We start from the raw sequence: 16,103 nt of genomic DNA on the forward strand, positions 1-16,103 counted from the left end.
AAGTAACTACTTATATTGTAAGAATCCTAATTTTTCAGCTAAAAGCATTAGGCTCAGTTCAATCTTTTTTTCCTCTTTCTTTGTTATGATTTCGACTTTAACACTGACAAAAAATATGCATATTTTGCTTTGGTGTTGATATTTATAATCGGATGTTCTAGTTCTTTATTCAAATTTGTAACTAAAATTTTTGGCTTGCGTAAAATTTCTAACCAAAAAGCAGATTATGATAAGATGAATGAACCTATATATACTATTTTATTGCCTGCTTTTAAAGAGAATGCGGTTATAAAGCAATTGATTAAGAGCATTGAAAGTTTGGATTATCCAAAATCAAAATTAGATGTAAAGCTTGTGATAGAGAGCGATGATCAAGAAATGTTGGCAGCTATAGAAAAATGCACTTTACCACAGTATTTTGAAGTAATAAAAGTGCCTCATTCTCTGCCTAGAACAAAAGCTAAGTCATGCAATTATGCTACGAGCTTTGCTAGAGGAAAGTATGTGGTAATATATGATGCAGATGACAAGCCAGATCCGTTGCAGTTAAAAAAAGCACTAATTGAATTTAATAAGGGCGACGAAAAGTTGGCTTGTGTACAGGCGAAATTAAATTACTATAACTTTGGTTGCAATTTTCTTACAAAATTCTTTTCTCTCGAGTATATGAACTGGTTTCAATATTTTTTGCCTGGATTTCAAAAAATGAACATGCCAATACCTTTGGGCGGTAGCAGTAACCATTTTTCAGTGGAAATTTTAAAGAAAGTGCTTTTTTGGGATGCTTACAATGTCACTGAAGACGCTGACCTTGGTTTGAGACTTGCGCAAATGGGATATAAAACCAGGATTATTGATTCAGAAACATTGGAAGAATCACCAACTACTGTGTTTGCGTGGATCAAACAAAGAGCACGCTGGATTAAAGGTTATATGCAAACTTATATCGTTCATTTAAAAAATATAAAATTACTTTTTAAGCACACTGGGCTTAAGGGAGTTTTGCTATTAAACCTTTTTGTTGGTTCCTCAGCTTTTATATTTTTTTCACGACTCCTTTTTTGTTACTTTCATTGGTGCTGACTCAAATTTTGAATGAATTATTCTTATATTATTTTATAATAGTATACGGTATTAACTTGATTTTTTTGATAATAGCTATCAGACAACAAAAAATGCCTTTTTATTTTTATATAGTATCAATATTTTTTCCCGTCTATAGTCTACTACATAGCGTTGCAGCTTTTCTCGCTTTGTGGGAATTTGTTATTCACCCTCAGCAATGGAATAAAACTCAGCATGGATTATGGAAGCAAAACCTGTAGCTATTTGGCTTTTTCTCTGCTCTCTCATGGTGATTTGCATGGTGGGAATTGGTGGGTTTACCAGACTTTCAAAAGCAGGATTGTCAATCACGGAATGGAAACCAATTACCGGAACATTGCCACCGCTGAGTGAACAAGACTGGCTAAAAGAAAAATCAAAATATGAAGCTACACCTGAATATAAAGCATTTAATTATGGTATGAGTATGGAAGAGTTTCGCACCATATACTTAATAGAATATGTGCACAGGTTAATTGCAAGGCTGACAGGTTTAGTTTTTATCTTACCATTTATATACTTTACACTAAAAAAAAGAATACCTAAAAATGCAGTAATAAGGTTATCTACAGCACTATTATTTGGAATTTTACAAGCTTTTGCTGGTTGGTATATGGTAAAAAGCGGTTTGGTAGTCAATCCTCATGTTAGTCACTATAAGCTTGCACTTCACTTACTGCTTGCGTTGGTTATCTTTGCATTATTGTCGTATCAATTTTTTGATTACCAAATCAAACCAAGGCAAACTAAACTTAAGGTTAGTACATGTTACATATGGATAATTTTAATCCTAGTGACAGTACAAATAATCTTCGGTGCATTTGTTGCAGGGCTAAATGCTGGTTTAATTTACAATACCTTTCCACTGATGGATGGACAAATTGTTCCAGAAGATTTATTTTTCTTACAGCCTACATGGCTCAATATCTTTGAAAATAGAGTAACAGTGCAATTCATACACCGGGCATTGGCATTGCTGATATTAGTTCTGACAGCAATACTCACAATAAAAAATGCTAGTGTAAAACCAGCATATATTATGCTACTCTCCGTCATTATTCAGGTAATTTTAGGAGTAGTCACTTTGTTGCTGCATATACCAATGGCCATTGCCATAGCCCATCAAATGTTTTCATTTATCTTATTTGGGTCAGGTTTATATTTCTTGTGTTATTTAAGAAAGCAGATCTAATACCAAATCACCAGCCTGTACATTTTTCCCCTCTGTAACATGGATATTTTTTATCACCATTTCTGATTCAGCACATATGATATTTTCCATTTTCATTGCCTCCACAACAAAGAGAGGTTGTCCTATTTCTACCTGATCTCCAGCATTTACGTGTAATTTAACTAATAAACCAGATATTGGAGATTTCACAGTGTCTACTGAAATCCCTTCTGTTTTGTTGTTTAGCATTAATTTGCTTAGTTTAGCTACATGAGGTTTCAATACACAACATTTAGCTTTCATACCTGCGTGTCTTATAAAGTATTTGCTGCCTTGCCTTTCTATTTTAAGTGCTATGTTGGTATCGCCATTAATTATGATATGTAGCAATCTATAACTTGATTTCCACCTACCTACCACGGAGTATTTATTGTGGTTATATACTGTTGTTAATATATTATCTTGGTATTTTGCATTTATGGAGTACTCATTGTCATTTATTTTCACTATGACTAAATCTCTTGCATGGTCATCTGTTGTTTCAATGCCATAAGGTATCATCCGAGTAGCTGACACTGGTGCCCCTTCTTTTTTACTAGATTCCAGTGTCACGCACTGAAATGACACCTGAGTTGTTTCATTTACTGCTTCGTGATAGTACCTTTCTTCATTTTCTAAATGAACATACAGTGCAGCAAAAATAAATATTTTAATATATTCCTCTGTGATAAAATCGCCTTGAAACCCACTGGGATAATGGTCTGGAATGAATCTTGTGTGGAGTTTTGCTGCAATAAAGTTTGGATGATGGAAAATGGATTCTAGAAATTCTATATTATTTGTTACTCCTTCTATATAACATTCAGACAATGCTTTTTGCATTCTGCTGATTGCTTCTATTCTATCTTTTCCATAGGTTATAATTTTTGCAATCATTGAGTCGTAGAACATGCTGATTTCTGAACCGCTAGCTACTCCATCATCTATTCTTACATGACCATTTTCATCTGGTTTGTCGTAATATTTGATTCTTCCGCTGGAAGGAAAAAATTTCTTTGATGGGTCTTCAGCACAAATTCTACTTTCTATTGCAGAACCAGTAAGTTTAATATCATCCTGATTGAATCTCAATTTTTCTCCACAGGAAGTTCTAATCATTTCTTCTACTATGTCTATTCCAGTTATAAATTCTGTTACTGGATGCTCAACTTGTAATCTCGTATTTACCTCAAGAAAATAGAAGTTTTGGTCTTTATCTACAACAAACTCGACAGTACCTGCTGAAAAATAACCAACTTGCTTTGCCAAAGAAACACATTGGGCATACATTTTTTGTCTTACTTCTTCACTAATAAATGGACTTGGAGTTTCTTCCATTATTTTCTGGTTATTCCTTTGTATCGAGCATTCCCTCTCTCCAAGACACACTATATTGCCATATTTATCTGCTATGATTTGTATTTCAATGTGTCTTGGCAGCTCTATATATTTCTCTATAAAAATACTGCCATCTTTAAAACTTTTCTCTGCTTCATTTGTTGCTGATGTAAATGCTAGCTCAATTTCTTTTTTGGAATATACAATTCGCATTCCTTTGCCACCACCACCTGATGCAGCTTTGAGCATAACGGGAAAACCAATCTCTTCAGCAACGATGGCTGCGTGGGCAGCATCTTCGATCTTACCCATATATCCTGGCACTACATTTACTCCAGCTTTTCTTGCCTCTTCTTTTGCTGTTATTTTATTGGCTGTAACTTCTATTGTTTCTGCACTTGGACCAATGAAATCTATGTTATGTTTTTCCAGAGCACGGGGAAAATCTGGATTTTCTGCTAAAAACCCATAGCCAGGATGAACCGCTTCAGCACCTGTTTCAACTGCCACCTCGCATATTTTTTCAATATTTAAATAACTCAGGCAAGAAGGTGAAGGACCAATGTACTTCGACTCATCTGCTTGCCTTACATGCACAGAATTTACATCTGCATCTGAATATACGCATACACAAGATATACCCATCTTGTGCGCAGTTTTGATTATCCTGCAAGCAATCTCTCCTCTATTTGCTATTAAAATTTTACTATACTTCTTTCTTATCATCTTATCAGTATACTTTCTTAAGTTAAGAAAGTAAATTTCTATATTATTCCTTGCAAGTACTTCATGTTGGGGCTAAACCACCCTCTAAAAGTTGCATAACATTAGGATCTGTCACTATAGTACTTTCGTTATAGAGGCCATATACCTCGTTACATGCCTTAAATAACAGATATGAAGACCCTCCAGAAGCTATTGTCGCTATTGAAGCCAACGCAAGAGACTGAGAAACCGAAAATAGAAGATACAAAGATACACACATAGCGATAGCACACACTATAGCCCCTGCTATATATAAGCATAGATGAAACTTCTTATTACATATAAAGCCACATTTTATATCTGCAATTTGCTTAACTTCTTTCCGCTCTGCAGGGTCCAAGAAATAAAGGGGTGATACTGCCTTCTTCCCGTCATCCTTAATATAGCTTTTATCGAGGAGTGCTTCCTTAATATATTTCTTGTTATTCTTAAATTCCTTTTCTAATCTTTTTACTTTTTCCCAATCTTTAGCTTCTTTTGCTTTCTTGACTTTGCTCTCAGTATCTTTTTCTAAATACTTTATGATCCCCTGTAACGCAGATAATAGAAACCCTTTACTTGCTGCTATATGAAATGGGTTTCCATTTTCATCAATTCTATGCTTAGCTACACAAGCAACTCTTTTCTTGCAAGCTTCAATAAATTTATTTTCATCCTCTTTTGTTACAACTCCTCTTGCAATTTCAAATAAATTATCCACATATACACCTCACTGCATTCACTAATATTAAATTATACAATACAGTTTGTTAAAAATAAATGTAAATTGATCTTTCAAATTTACTATAGTTCCACGTTGTTGCAAGTACAAATTTTAGTTATCATCGGTTGCGTTATCACAATAGACAAATATGCCAGGTATAGTCACTAGATTCGCTCCATCACCAACAGGATTTTTACATATTGGAGGAGCTCGTACTGCGTTATTTAATTGGCTCTATGCGCAGCGTCATGGTGGGGAGTTTTTGCTAAGGATTGAAGACACTGACAGAAAACGTTCAACACAAGAAGCAATTGATGCAATAATGGATGGGCTAAAATGGCTTGGAATAAACTATGATGGAGAAATAATATACCAATCGAGAAGAATAGCTAGACATATTGAAGTTGCAAATCTTTTAGTTGAAAAGGGTAGGGCGTATCACTGTTACTGCCCTGAAGATGAAGTTGCAGAAAAGAAGGCAAGAGCAAGAGAAGAAGGAAAAATATATAAGCATAAGTGTACTCATTCGACATCAAGCGCAAACCCTGTTGTCCGTTTCAAAGTGCCAGACTCAGAAGATATTGTTGTTGACGATAAAATATACGGCCAAGTTACAATAAGTAGCGATCAGCTTGATGACATAGTAATCTTGCGCTCTGACAATACTCCAACATATATTTTTGCTGTAGTGGTTGATGACCATGATGCCGGAATAACCGATATTATACGTGGCTCTGATCATCTCACTAATACCTTCAAGCAATTACTAATATATCAGGCTCTTGATTTTGATGTCCCACGCTTTGCACATGTACCGCTAATTCATGGAGAAGACGGGAATAAGTTATCTAAAAGACATGGGGCTACAAGTGTTTGCGATTATGAAAAGATGGGAATATTGCCACAGGCAATGCGTAATTACTTGCTAAGACTTGGCTGGAGTCATGGCAACGATGAGATTATTAGCGATGAGCAAGCAATAGAGTGGTTTAATTTAGAAAGCATCGGTCGTTCACCTGCACGGCTCGATTTCAAAAAACTGGAGCATTTAAATAATCATTATATTAGTAATATGAGCAATGAAGATATTCTGACTCTAATGCTTAGAGAAAATACTCTAACTGACAAAAAAAAGGGCTATTTACTGCAGGGACTGACAGAGCTGAAAAAAAGAGCAAACTATCTGACCGAATTATTGGACTTAGCAAAATTTTATATTCAAGTTGATTTTAGTGAAGAAGCTCAGCAAATTGTCAAATCTAACCTCAATGTAATTAAGTTACTTGCATCATTTCTTTCGAGTGTAGGTAGTGAAGATTGGAATAAGAATTTTTTATCTTCTCAGATTAAGGAATTTTCAAAATTACATAATATAAAAATGAGCGATATATACCACTCATTACGCGCCCCAATAACTGGAATAATGGATGCGCCTGGAATCATCGATATCATGGTAATTCTTGGTAAAGATGAGTGTATAAAAAGATTGCAAGCAATTTAAATAAAAAATTGCTTGACAGACTCTAGTAGCTTCATTATAGTGGAGAATGAAGATTTTTTAGGATCCAAAATCTATCTTCACCTGCAGGTTTTTTCACCAAATAATCAAATTTCAGCAAAAAATATATAAGTTTATTTTTGCTAGCTCTTTATTCATATAGGAGGGTTTATGTCTAGAATTCTTGATACTTGACTTTTATTTTTAAGTTAAAAAAACAATTGGCGCCTATGGTTTTCACATTAAATCATTTTAAATTGTTAAAGTTAATACGGGCTTTTTTTGCCTTTTTTTATTGGTATTTTTTTCATATTTTATTATATCATTATACTGTGGTACCATATAGACTTCAGTTTCATGATAAGGGGAGCAGGCTCCGTCTCAGCTATGGAATTAAAAAATGACTATGCATAAGATCTAATGGTGTGTCTAATCTATAGATAATTTTTTGTATTGCTAAGTTAATATTTTACATATCTGTTCAGCAAAGTGGTAAAATAAGGTAGACGAGAAAAGACAACTAAATGAGTGTCATCCCAGTGCCCAGACACTGGGATCCAGTTTTTTGATTGAAAATGTTGTCTTGTTTTCGATAAATTTTGCTGGATGCCAGTGTCAAGCACTGGCATGACACCATTTGCTGTCTTCAAAAATGAATATTCGTACAGCTATGTGTCAGCTACTCGGATGACATCGTCATAAAGAAGCCAACGTCAGCTATTTTCATAACACCTACTTACTGATTACTTTACATCAATTTTCTTGATGTGTTTCTCTGATTTAGGTATGGTTACATGCAATACCCCATCTAAAAAGTTGGCGGATACCTTATCTTGCTCTACATTTGTTGGAAGTTGAATAGATCTATAGAAAGAACCATAGTACCTTTACTTTATGGTAAAACTGCTTATCTTTTGATTCATTATCACATGTTTTTTCACCCTTCACTATTAAGTTATCGCCAGATATACTAATGTCTATGCTTTCTTTAGGAATACCTGGTAACTCTAATGATAGGCAATAGCTTTCCTTTGTTTCATAAAAATCACAAACTGGTAGTAGACTACTGCCTCTTTTGGAAAGCTCTGGGTTCCATCCTGTAAAAAAGCTATCAAATATGTCATCAACGGCTCTTTGTAACCCTCTTACACTAAAATTATCACGATTATTGTTTTTATTTAAATGAACTATATTACTCATGTTGTACCTCCTTTTACTAATACATGCATTACATAATCACTCCACTTATTAATTTCAATCCTAAATCTAAAATTTTTTAGATGCGAAAAATTTTCCCCGTTTACTATAACTTGATTATGAGAAAAAATCTTGTTTGGATTACCACGAGTAGTTCTATAAACTAGATTAACTGTAAAAAAGGGCAAGTGTATGCAAATTTATTACTTCTCTTTCCACTTCCACAATCAAACAATTTTGAATGTTTCTTATTTGACTTGCCAACAATGAGAATTGGTATAACTGCTAGCTCCGTCTTTCAGCTATGGCATTAAACAATGACATGCATAAGATCTAATAATATGTATAATTTATAAATAATTTTTGAGGTAAATTGTGAAATTGGGCGTTAATATTGATCACGTTGCAACCCTTCGCAACGCACGTGGAGCTTCTTATCCAGATCCATTAAAAGCAGCAAAAATAGCTATTGATGCTGGAGCAGATTTTATCACCGTACACTTACGAGAAGACAGAAGGCATATCAGAGATGAGGATGTATTCAATCTAAAACAAAACATTAGCACTGAGTTAAATCTTGAAATCGCAGCTACGGAAGAAATGCTCAAAATAGCAAAAGAAGTAAAACCCTATTCGATTTGTATAGTACCAGAAAAAAGAGAAGAATTAACAACCGAAGGTGGCCTGAATATCGTGAATATGCACAGTAAACTTTCTGGTATAATAGAGGAAATGCATAGCTTTGACATAAAAGTCTCACTGTTTATCGATCCAAATATTAATCAACTAAAATATCTTGAGAAGCTAGAAAGAAAGCCTGACATAATAGAAATTCACACAGGGGATTACTGTGATAATCCATCAGAAGAAAAATTAAAACTTATTACTAACTCTGCAGAATACATTAATAAGCTAGGAATAGAATGCCATGCAGGGCATGGCATAAACTATAAACATGCTAAAAGAATAAAAGAGATACCTCACATCTCAGCTCTTAATATAGGCCATTCTTTAATCAGCGAGGCTATATTTCATGGCTTACATAGTGTAACTAAAAAGATGAAAATGACAATATCTAAGTAGCTTATACTTTTTCTTTGGTATTTAAAGTACTTGAAAGAGCTTGACTTGCTTTAAACCTTACTCTTTTCTTTTTAGGAACGGTCATAATCTCACCATTTTTAGGATTACGGCATTGTCTTTCCTTACTTATAGCAGTAGAGAATGTCCCTATTCCATGCAAACGTATTTCACCTTTACGATTTAGATCGTTCTTGATTATTTCCATAAAAATATCATGAAGCTTACCCAAACTAGCTTTTGTTATATCTATACCTTGACTAGAGCACTCTTGACTCAGTTGGTTTACTATATCTTCTTTACTCATAAATTACCTTAATATTGAAAAATTACATAAACAGCATATTATGCTAATGCCAATAGTCAACTAAATTCGTCATAACAAAGAGAAAATGTCATAAACCCTTGTAAGAACTTGTATAATATTTACAAAAAAATACCATTATGAAACAATTATCTCTTAGAAAACTGACATTTTTTCCGAGCTTTATGTTGACCATATTTCTTACGCTCAACAACACGTGAATCTCTAGTTAGGAATCCACCCTTACGTAATATAGAGTGTAGATCTTGACTTATACTACTTAAAGCTCTGCTTATTCCATGAGCTAAGGCACCTGCTTGGCCAGATAGTCCTCCACCTTTTACAGTTGCAAAAACATCATACCTATCTAACATAGAAGTTACTATGAATGGCGCTTTAATCATTTGACACACTGATTCTCTTTTAAAATAAGAAATTAAATCATCTTTTTTATTAACACTAAATTTTCCACTTCCTGGCTTTATCCATACTCTTGCTACAGATTCTTTCCTTCGACCTGTGGCATATGAACGACCAAGTGAGTCAATCATTGCCTTTTTTGGCTGATCATTATTATTTATTTTCACTTTTTGCTCCATTATTTCTTATTTTTACGATTTAAAGAGGCAAAATCTATTTTTTCAGGTTGCTGTCCTTGATGCTTATGTTCTGAACCAGAATAAACATACAAATTTTCAAACCGTCTACGTGCCATAGGACCATCATCAAGCATTCTTTTTACTGCCATTTTTATCACACGCTCAGGGAATTTGCCATTTAAAATATTATCTGGAGTAGTTTTCTTTAAACCACCAGAATAACCTGTATGCCTATAGTAGATTTTATCTTTAAGTTTCTTTCCGGTAAAATGTACCTTCTCTGCATTAACAATAATTACATTATCTCCACAATCCATATGAGGTGTGTATTCAGGCTTATGCTTTCCACGCAATAGCGCTGCTACAAACGCTGCAAGCCTTCCTACTACTAATCCTTCTGCATCTATAACAAGCCATTTTTTATCGACTTGTTTCTCTTTTAAGAAAAAAGTTTTCATATATCAATACATAACAGTAGATTATGATATACTAAGTTGCTTGATAGTGTCAACAACATTAGTTATTGATTATTAAAGTAATTTATGCTAATAACTTTAATAATATGCTAGAAAGCAAAATGTTTCGATTGATTATTATATTTGTAATCGCTTTTAGTGCTATAGATTGCTATGCAATCGATTTGGAAGAGGCTATAAGCAAAGCTATCAAAAATAGCTCAAAAATAAAGTCTCAATTTTACCAATATAAAAGCGCAGAAAAATATTATAAATCTTCTGGGTTAGCTGGATTTTTACCTGACATTAATTTACAATATAATTTCGATAGTAGTTTTAGCCTGGAAAACTCTGGAAAGGATCTAATATTAAGTCAAAGAATAATAGATAGTGGTGGCACCTTTGCTACATTCAATCGATCAAGTAATCTTCTCAAAGCAGCAAAAATGCAATTTCAGCAGTCAAAACAAGAGCTTGCACTTAATGCTGTGAAAGCATATGTTAGTGTTTTACAAAAGACAGAAATATTAAAGCTCAGAGAACATAGAGAACGCGTTTCTTTGGAACATTTGTCAGCTATGAAAAAACGCTTTTCCCTTGGAGAAGTTACTAATGCTGAAGTTTTGCTAGCAAAAGCAAAATTTTCGTCTTCTATATCCGAAAGAGTTGATGCTGAAGGTAAATTAAAATTGGCAAATATTGCTTATTATCATTTGATTGGCGAAGATGCTGATGAACTTTCTGAAGCTAATGATAAATTACCTTCTGTTCCAGAGCTAAATGAATGTTTACAATTAGCAAAAACCAATAATTTATCTCTAAAAGCAGCAGTTTATCAAAAAAGAGCTGCTGGAATGGAAGTGATCGCTGAAAGCTCCAAGTGGCTTCCTTCTTTAAATCTAAGAGCAAACAAAAATTTTGGGAAAGATGGTGTAAAATTAGACAAGCTATTAGAAAATGTTCATATAGTTTTTACTCTTGATGTTCCAATCTTTAAAAAAGGAGCGAATGCTTTTGGTGTCAGTAAAGCTAAAATGGATGCAAAAAAATCTACCTACGATTATTATGAAACGGTAAAAAATATAGAAGAAGCAGTTGTAAATGCTTGGAATAACGTGCTGACAGCAAAAGCTATTATTAAAGCAAGTCAAGAAGCGGAAAAAGCAGCAGCTTTAGCATTGGAAGGAGTTAAGCAAGAGGTAAACTTAAGTTTAAAGAGTACATCTGACCTTTTGGACACTGAAGATGCATTATTTAAAGCACGCTCCGATCTGGTTGGAGCAAAAAGCAATTATGTAATTAGTGTTTACAACTTGCTTTTTATGATAAATAGTATAAACCTTTAAATTTAATGGTATGAGCGATAATCAATCTGTAAAAGATATCCTAGAAGATATAAAAAAAGCTATATCGGGTAAAAATGCAAGTGTTGATAAAGCAGAAGTAATCGATGAAGATGATGATGTACTATGCCTTGAAGAGGAGTACCCAGAAGACATCGAAGAAAAAGAAAATAGTGAAGAAGAGAATGATTGTCAAAGTGAGAAAATGAATAACCAATTTAATAGTTACAACTCAGAAGAGAAAAATTTGTATGATAATATCCAAATGAGTAATAACAAAGTGAGCTATCAAGAACAAAGTAACGAGCATTTAGTTTTAAAAGAAAATATGGAGGAAATTAAAACATTGCTTGAAAAGATGCAAAGCGAACTACGGCATAAACAACAAAAAAGAGCGGATCTTACTGTTGAAGAATTAGTTGTATCTCTTTTAAAACCTCAGCTTTCAGAGTGGCTGAATAAGTATCTACATGCATTGGTAAAAGAAGTAGTTGAAAAAGAGCTCAAAGATATAATCAATAATAAGTAGGTTATTAGTATAAAGACCAGAGTAAAAACAGCTAGAGGTAGAAAGTTATCTTCAACAAGATGGCTACATCGCCATTTGAATGATCAGTATGTGCAAAAAACCAATAAGGACGGTTATAGATCGCGCTCGGCATATAAGTTAATAGAAATAGACGATAAATTTAAACTACTCCAACAAGGGCAAAAAATTATTGATCTTGGCGCTTTTCCTGGTGGATGGTCACAAGTTGCATCTAAGAAAGGAGCGAGTGTGATTGCTGTTGACATAAAACCAATAAACGCAATTAGTGGAGTAGAGTGTATACAGTGTGATATTATCAGCGAACTTGAAATTTTAAGAGAAAAATTCAAGGATCACAAATTTGATGTAATTTTATCTGATATGGCACCAGAATCTTGCGGTTTAAAATCGTTAGATCATATCAGAATTATGCTTTTATGCGAAGCAGCGCTCAATTTTGCAAAGCATTTTTTGAATCATGATGGCAAATTTGTAGTAAAAATTTTTCAAGGAGAGTCTGATAAAGATTTCTGCAATGAGCTAAAAAAAATGTTTAAAACAGTAAGATACTTCAAACCAAAGTCAAGTAGATCTGAATCTACAGAAATGTATTTGGTCAGCTTAGGCTTTATTGGTAGCAACTCTTCTATATAGAAGATACTTACAGAAACGTTGACGAATCTTATCCTATTAAACTGAAGATTAATAACGCTCGCACAAAAGCCCCTTTTTCTTGCTTGAGTGTTTATGATAGTTAATAAAATTCTTGATTTTATTACTTAAGTATATAATAATTAAAGTATATTATTATTTTTATAGGAGAGTTTGATATGTATTTAGCATTGTTGAAACAGATATTAAGTATAGTAAATCGTGAAAATGATTTGAATGGTAATAACATAGTTGAAAAAATAAAAGAGCAAATAAAAAAATAGGCTAATCTACTTATGAAGAATGGGAGAAGAAAAAATTTGATATAAATTATGAATTTAGTAATAATGATTATTATAACAAAAAAGAATTAACATTATTACATGTAGCATTTATATATAATCAAGAAAATGTAGTAAAAGCTCTATTAAATAAGGGGGCTGATGTTAATTTGCGAGATAAAAGTGAAAGCACTCCTTTACATTTGGCTATTAGAAAAGGTAACGAAAATATAGTAAACGCTCTATTAGCAGTAGAAGGTATAGATGTTAATTTGCGAGATAAAAGTGAAAGCACTCCTTTACATCTTGCTGCTGAGAAAGGCAAAATGGAGATAGTAGAGGCTATATTAGCTAAGGGGCCTAAAAATATTGATTTGCCAGATACATGTGGATCCACTCCTTTGTACGTTGCTGCTTGGGGACATCATAAAAAGATAGTAAGAGCTCTATTAAAAGCAGGTGCTGATCCTTTATTAAGTAATCGTGATAACAAAACTCTAGATAAAGCACTTACTGAAGAAGCAATTATGCTAGCAATAATCTCGGGTGTTGGTATATTTGTTATTGCATCTGTTGTAGCTGCGATAATAGTTACTTCTGCATATTTTATTGGTGTGTCATTATCAGTAGGTGCTATGGCTGGGATAGCTGTGGCTGCTGCTGTACTCACAGGACTTGTTGCTGGTGGCATTATATATGAAGTGTTGAAGCCTTGTGATGAGTTAAAGGAGGCTATTGCACAAGCAACGTCAAGTCCTGGTAAGAAGCTAAATGAAGTTGATTTACAATCAGAAATTTCTTCAAAGTCAAGTGTAACAGTGTAGTTAAGTAGAAGGAAGAAGTCTCTTCTTCCTTTTCAAGTAGCTGACACTGATTTTCATCCAAAATAGTTTCATTCAAGTAGCTGACACTGGTTTCTTACCAAGAAAAACTTAGCATAACTTTTGTGCTCAAAAAAACTTCTGGATTCCAGCATCAAGTGCTGGAATGACATGGTAAAATATTATTCAAGTAGCCTCTGTCTCAGTGTCCATTTGGTGTCATTCAAGTCAGCTCTTTTCTTGTCATCCCAGTACTGGGATTCAGAAAACTGACCAGGTTGGTCACGCGCTGGCTCTCTAAAATTACTTTAGTTGTAAATGTTAAGAGATTTACTAAATAAAAAAAGACAAAAGAATCCCCGTATAGCGAGTTTTAATAATGTAAATTGATAATGTGCTAACAAGCGCAATTTGGCTGAATGTAGAAAAAATAAAAAAAGCCACTATAATTTTATGTAATTTGCCAATAAATATCTGAGTTTTTTACTGAATTTTGTCGTTGAGCCCAAAAACAAGGATAAATACCTTTATCAGTATAATAAGGAAAGTGGGAAGGTTTGTCAAGTAATAAAACTAGAGGGCTCAAATGGAAGAAGGTAAACTCTAAAGTGTACGTTCAGTAGCACTTTCTATAAGAGAGATTATATTATCTATCCCATAAAGCTTGATAAAAGATCCCATTCTAGGACCGGTTTTTTGTCCAAGTAATGTTTCATACAAAAACTGAAACCAATCGCGTAAGTTATTGTAATTATGTTTTTTTCCGATGGAGAAAACCTGAGATTGAATCTCTTCAGCAGTGGCCGTAATAGGCAGGGAATGTAGGTTATTCTTTAAATCTAGCAACGCTTCTTTCTCTTTTTCGTTTGAAGCTTTATACGCTTTTGTTGGCTTGATAAAGTCGTGATAATACCTAACTGCAAAATCCGAAAGCCTATCTAGCATTTTGTTGCTTTCTGGTGTAACGTTTGGTGCATAAGTTGATATAAAACCCCAAAGAATCTCTTTGTTTTCAGCATTACAAGCTGCTGCCAGGTTTAAAAGTAACGAAAAATTTATGCCTGAAGTTTCTACGTTTGGAACTTTACCCTGGTGGATGTGCCATACAGGGCTATTTACATCCTTTTCTTCACTCTCATTGTAACGCTTAGCAAACTCTAAATATTCATCAGTTGATTTTGGTATCACATCAAAATATAAACGTTTAGCTTTTTTAGGACTCTGAAAGATGTATAACGCTAAACTCTCTGTGGGTGCATAAGTTAGCCACTCCTCAATTGAAATACCATTTCCTTTTGATTTTGATATCTTCTTTCCTTCTTTATCAAGAAATAACTCATAGCAAAACAAAAGCGGTGGCTTTTCTCCAAGTATTTTACATATTTGACTTGAAAGCACAGCAGATGGAGTCAAATCCTTTCCATGAGCTTCGTAATTAACTCCGAATGCAGCCCACCTCATCCCCCAATCAGGTTTCCATTGCAGTTTACATTTTCCTTTTGTCACTGGAACTTCTATTTTTTCCCCGTTTGGGTCTTCATACGTGATTGTTCCTTTATCTGTATTTGTTTCAATTACTGGAACTTGTAAAACTTGGGAAGTTTTTGGGCATATCGGCAAGAATGGACTGTAAGTCTGCTGCCTTTCTTCCCGAAATGATGGAAGCATTACTTCCATCACTTTATCATAATTTTTCAGCAGGAGTAAAAGTTTTTCATCGTAAACGCCAGATTTATAACACTCTGTTGCACTCCTAAATTCGTATTCAAATCCAAACAAATCAAGAAATTTACACAACAACGAATTCATGTGATGACCATAACTCTCATGAGTGCCAAATGGGTCAGGTATCATGGTTAATGGCTTGTTCAGATTCTCTCTTAGCATTTCCTGATTTGGTACATTATCTGGTATTTTTCGCAAACCATCCATATCGTCGGAAACTGCAATGATTTTGGTTTTTATACTAGGAGCTATTTTTTTTAGAGCGTTTGCAATAACTGTGGTACGAAAAACTTCCCCAAAAGTACCAATATGTGGTAAACCCGAGGGACCATAACCAGTCTCAAATATTATCTCTTTTTTATTAGGGAATTCTTGTAGTATTTTTTCTGCTTCTTGAAATGGCCAGCTTATAATCATTGAATTTAAATTAATTATCTTACCTAAAGTGCTATTCATTTCAATAGATTTTTAATTAATGATGTAGTATTAGTGTTAGAGCT

Annotated in this window: 16 protein-coding genes; 8 read left to right on the top strand and 8 right to left on the bottom strand. The window is 33.8% G+C overall.

Annotated elements, in window-relative coordinates; translation table 11 throughout:
- The first annotated feature begins 132 nt into the window (after positions 1–132).
- Positions 133–1,083 carry a glycosyltransferase family 2 protein gene (locus tag OUY_RS06590; RefSeq protein WP_246038743.1) on the top strand — a complete coding sequence of 317 codons (951 nt, stop codon included), beginning with the start codon at positions 133–135 and terminating at the stop codon, positions 1,081–1,083.
- A 223-nt stretch (positions 1,084–1,306) separates the two neighbouring features.
- Positions 1,307–2,296, top strand: a complete 990-nt coding sequence (locus tag OUY_RS04995; RefSeq protein ID WP_010402538.1) for a COX15/CtaA family protein — start codon at positions 1,307–1,309, stop codon at positions 2,294–2,296.
- Here the strand turns inward: OUY_RS04995 and OUY_RS05000 are convergent.
- Together OUY_RS05000 and OUY_RS05005 are read right to left on the bottom strand one after the other, a co-directional pair.
- Positions 2,279–4,378: an acetyl-CoA carboxylase biotin carboxylase subunit gene (locus OUY_RS05000; RefSeq protein ID WP_139686852.1), complete on the bottom strand. Its 2,100-nt coding sequence runs from the start codon at positions 4,376–4,378 to the stop codon at positions 2,279–2,281. The genes OUY_RS04995 and OUY_RS05000 overlap by 18 nt on opposite strands.
- A gap of 61 nt (positions 4,379–4,439) precedes the next feature.
- The gene (locus OUY_RS05005) at positions 4,440–5,117 is read right to left on the bottom strand and encodes an ankyrin repeat domain-containing protein (RefSeq protein ID WP_139686853.1); all 678 of its coding nucleotides are present in this window, start codon (positions 5,115–5,117) and stop codon (positions 4,440–4,442) included.
- Positions 5,118–5,268: 151 nt separating this feature from the next.
- On the opposite strand from OUY_RS05005, the gene gltX reads away from it, so the two are divergent.
- Positions 5,269–6,621 (top strand): glutamate--tRNA ligase, encoded by a 1,353-nt coding sequence (gene gltX / locus OUY_RS05010; RefSeq protein ID WP_010402532.1) that lies wholly within the window; start codon positions 5,269–5,271, stop codon positions 6,619–6,621.
- Between the two features lie 740 nt (positions 6,622–7,361).
- Here gltX and OUY_RS06690 read toward each other — a convergent pair.
- On the bottom strand, positions 7,362–7,478 hold the full coding sequence (locus OUY_RS06690; RefSeq protein WP_236607929.1) for an Hsp20 family protein: 117 nt from the start codon (positions 7,476–7,478) through the stop codon (positions 7,362–7,364).
- A gap of 4 nt (positions 7,479–7,482) precedes the next feature.
- Complete coding sequence (locus OUY_RS05015; protein WP_281277890.1) at positions 7,483–7,818, bottom strand: Hsp20/alpha crystallin family protein; 336 nt, start codon at positions 7,816–7,818, stop codon at positions 7,483–7,485.
- A gap of 372 nt (positions 7,819–8,190) precedes the next feature.
- Here OUY_RS05015 and OUY_RS05020 point away from each other — a divergent pair, with 372 nt between their 5' ends.
- On the top strand, positions 8,191–8,898 hold the full coding sequence (locus OUY_RS05020; RefSeq protein WP_010402508.1) for a pyridoxine 5'-phosphate synthase: 708 nt from the start codon (positions 8,191–8,193) through the stop codon (positions 8,896–8,898).
- Between the two features lies 1 nt (position 8,899).
- On the opposite strand, the gene OUY_RS05025 is transcribed toward OUY_RS05020, so the two are convergent.
- The 3 genes from OUY_RS05025 to rplM all read right to left on the bottom strand — a co-directional run bounded on the left by OUY_RS05025 (position 8,900) and on the right by rplM (position 10,256).
- Complete coding sequence (locus OUY_RS05025; RefSeq protein WP_139686854.1) at positions 8,900–9,202, bottom strand: HU family DNA-binding protein; 303 nt, start codon at positions 9,200–9,202, stop codon at positions 8,900–8,902.
- A gap of 146 nt (positions 9,203–9,348) precedes the next feature.
- Positions 9,349–9,798, bottom strand: a complete 450-nt coding sequence (rpsI, locus tag OUY_RS05030) for a 30S ribosomal protein S9 (RefSeq protein ID WP_010402504.1) — start codon at positions 9,796–9,798, stop codon at positions 9,349–9,351.
- A complete protein-coding gene (gene rplM, locus OUY_RS05035; protein ID WP_006014941.1) occupies positions 9,798–10,256 on the bottom strand; it encodes a 50S ribosomal protein L13 in 459 nt (152 codons plus the stop codon). Before rplM ends, rpsI begins: the two co-directional genes overlap by 1 nt.
- 104 nt (positions 10,257–10,360) lie before the next feature.
- Between rplM and OUY_RS05040 the strand changes: the two genes are divergently transcribed.
- The 4 genes from OUY_RS05040 (at position 10,361) to OUY_RS05055 (ending at position 13,881) form a co-directional block, all read left to right on the top strand.
- Positions 10,361–11,599, top strand: coding sequence for a TolC family protein (locus tag OUY_RS05040; RefSeq protein WP_246038744.1), 1,239 nt, complete (start codon positions 10,361–10,363; stop codon positions 11,597–11,599).
- A 10-nt stretch (positions 11,600–11,609) separates the two neighbouring features.
- A complete protein-coding gene (locus OUY_RS05045) occupies positions 11,610–12,125 on the top strand; it encodes a PopZ family protein (protein WP_010402496.1) in 516 nt (171 codons plus the stop codon).
- Between the two features lie 75 nt (positions 12,126–12,200).
- The gene (locus OUY_RS05050; RefSeq protein WP_064085440.1) at positions 12,201–12,779 is read left to right on the top strand and encodes an RlmE family RNA methyltransferase; all 579 of its coding nucleotides are present in this window, start codon (positions 12,201–12,203) and stop codon (positions 12,777–12,779) included.
- Positions 12,780–13,170: 391 nt separating this feature from the next.
- Positions 13,171–13,881, top strand: coding sequence for an ankyrin repeat domain-containing protein (locus tag OUY_RS05055; protein ID WP_246038747.1), 711 nt, complete (start codon positions 13,171–13,173; stop codon positions 13,879–13,881).
- 600 nt (positions 13,882–14,481) lie between these two features.
- Here the strand turns inward: OUY_RS05055 and OUY_RS05060 are convergent.
- Positions 14,482–16,059 carry a lysine--tRNA ligase gene (locus OUY_RS05060; RefSeq protein WP_039833371.1) on the bottom strand — a complete coding sequence of 526 codons (1,578 nt, stop codon included), beginning with the start codon at positions 16,057–16,059 and terminating at the stop codon, positions 14,482–14,484.
- Between the last annotated feature and the right edge of the window lie 44 nt (positions 16,060–16,103).

The sequence above is a fragment of the Wolbachia endosymbiont of Leptopilina clavipes genome, assembly GCF_006334525.1.
Taxonomy (GTDB): Bacteria; Pseudomonadota; Alphaproteobacteria; order Rickettsiales; family Anaplasmataceae; genus Wolbachia.

Bases quoted from the DNA above. Each gene is read 5' to 3' on its own strand.
- OUY_RS04995 (WP_010402538.1), top strand. From the start codon at position 1,307: ATGGAAGCAAAACCTGTAGCTATTTGGCTTTTTCTCTGCTCTCTCATG.
- OUY_RS05000 (WP_139686852.1), bottom strand. From the start codon at position 4,378: ATGATAAGAAAGAAGTATAGTAAAATTTTAATAGCAAATAGAGGAGAG.
- gltX (WP_010402532.1), top strand. From the start codon at position 5,269: ATGCCAGGTATAGTCACTAGATTCGCTCCATCACCAACAGGATTTTTA.
- OUY_RS05015 (WP_281277890.1), bottom strand. From the start codon at position 7,818: ATGAGTAATATAGTTCATTTAAATAAAAACAATAATCGTGATAATTTT.
- OUY_RS05025 (WP_139686854.1), bottom strand. From the start codon at position 9,202: ATGAGTAAAGAAGATATAGTAAACCAACTGAGTCAAGAGTGCTCTAGT.
- rpsI (WP_010402504.1), bottom strand. From the start codon at position 9,798: ATGGAGCAAAAAGTGAAAATAAATAATAATGATCAGCCAAAAAAGGCA.
- rplM (WP_006014941.1), bottom strand. From the start codon at position 10,256: ATGAAAACTTTTTTCTTAAAAGAGAAACAAGTCGATAAAAAATGGCTT.
- OUY_RS05040 (WP_246038744.1), top strand. From the start codon at position 10,361: ATGCTAGAAAGCAAAATGTTTCGATTGATTATTATATTTGTAATCGCT.
- OUY_RS05045 (WP_010402496.1), top strand. From the start codon at position 11,610: ATGAGCGATAATCAATCTGTAAAAGATATCCTAGAAGATATAAAAAAA.
- OUY_RS05060 (WP_039833371.1), bottom strand. From the start codon at position 16,059: ATGAATAGCACTTTAGGTAAGATAATTAATTTAAATTCAATGATTATA.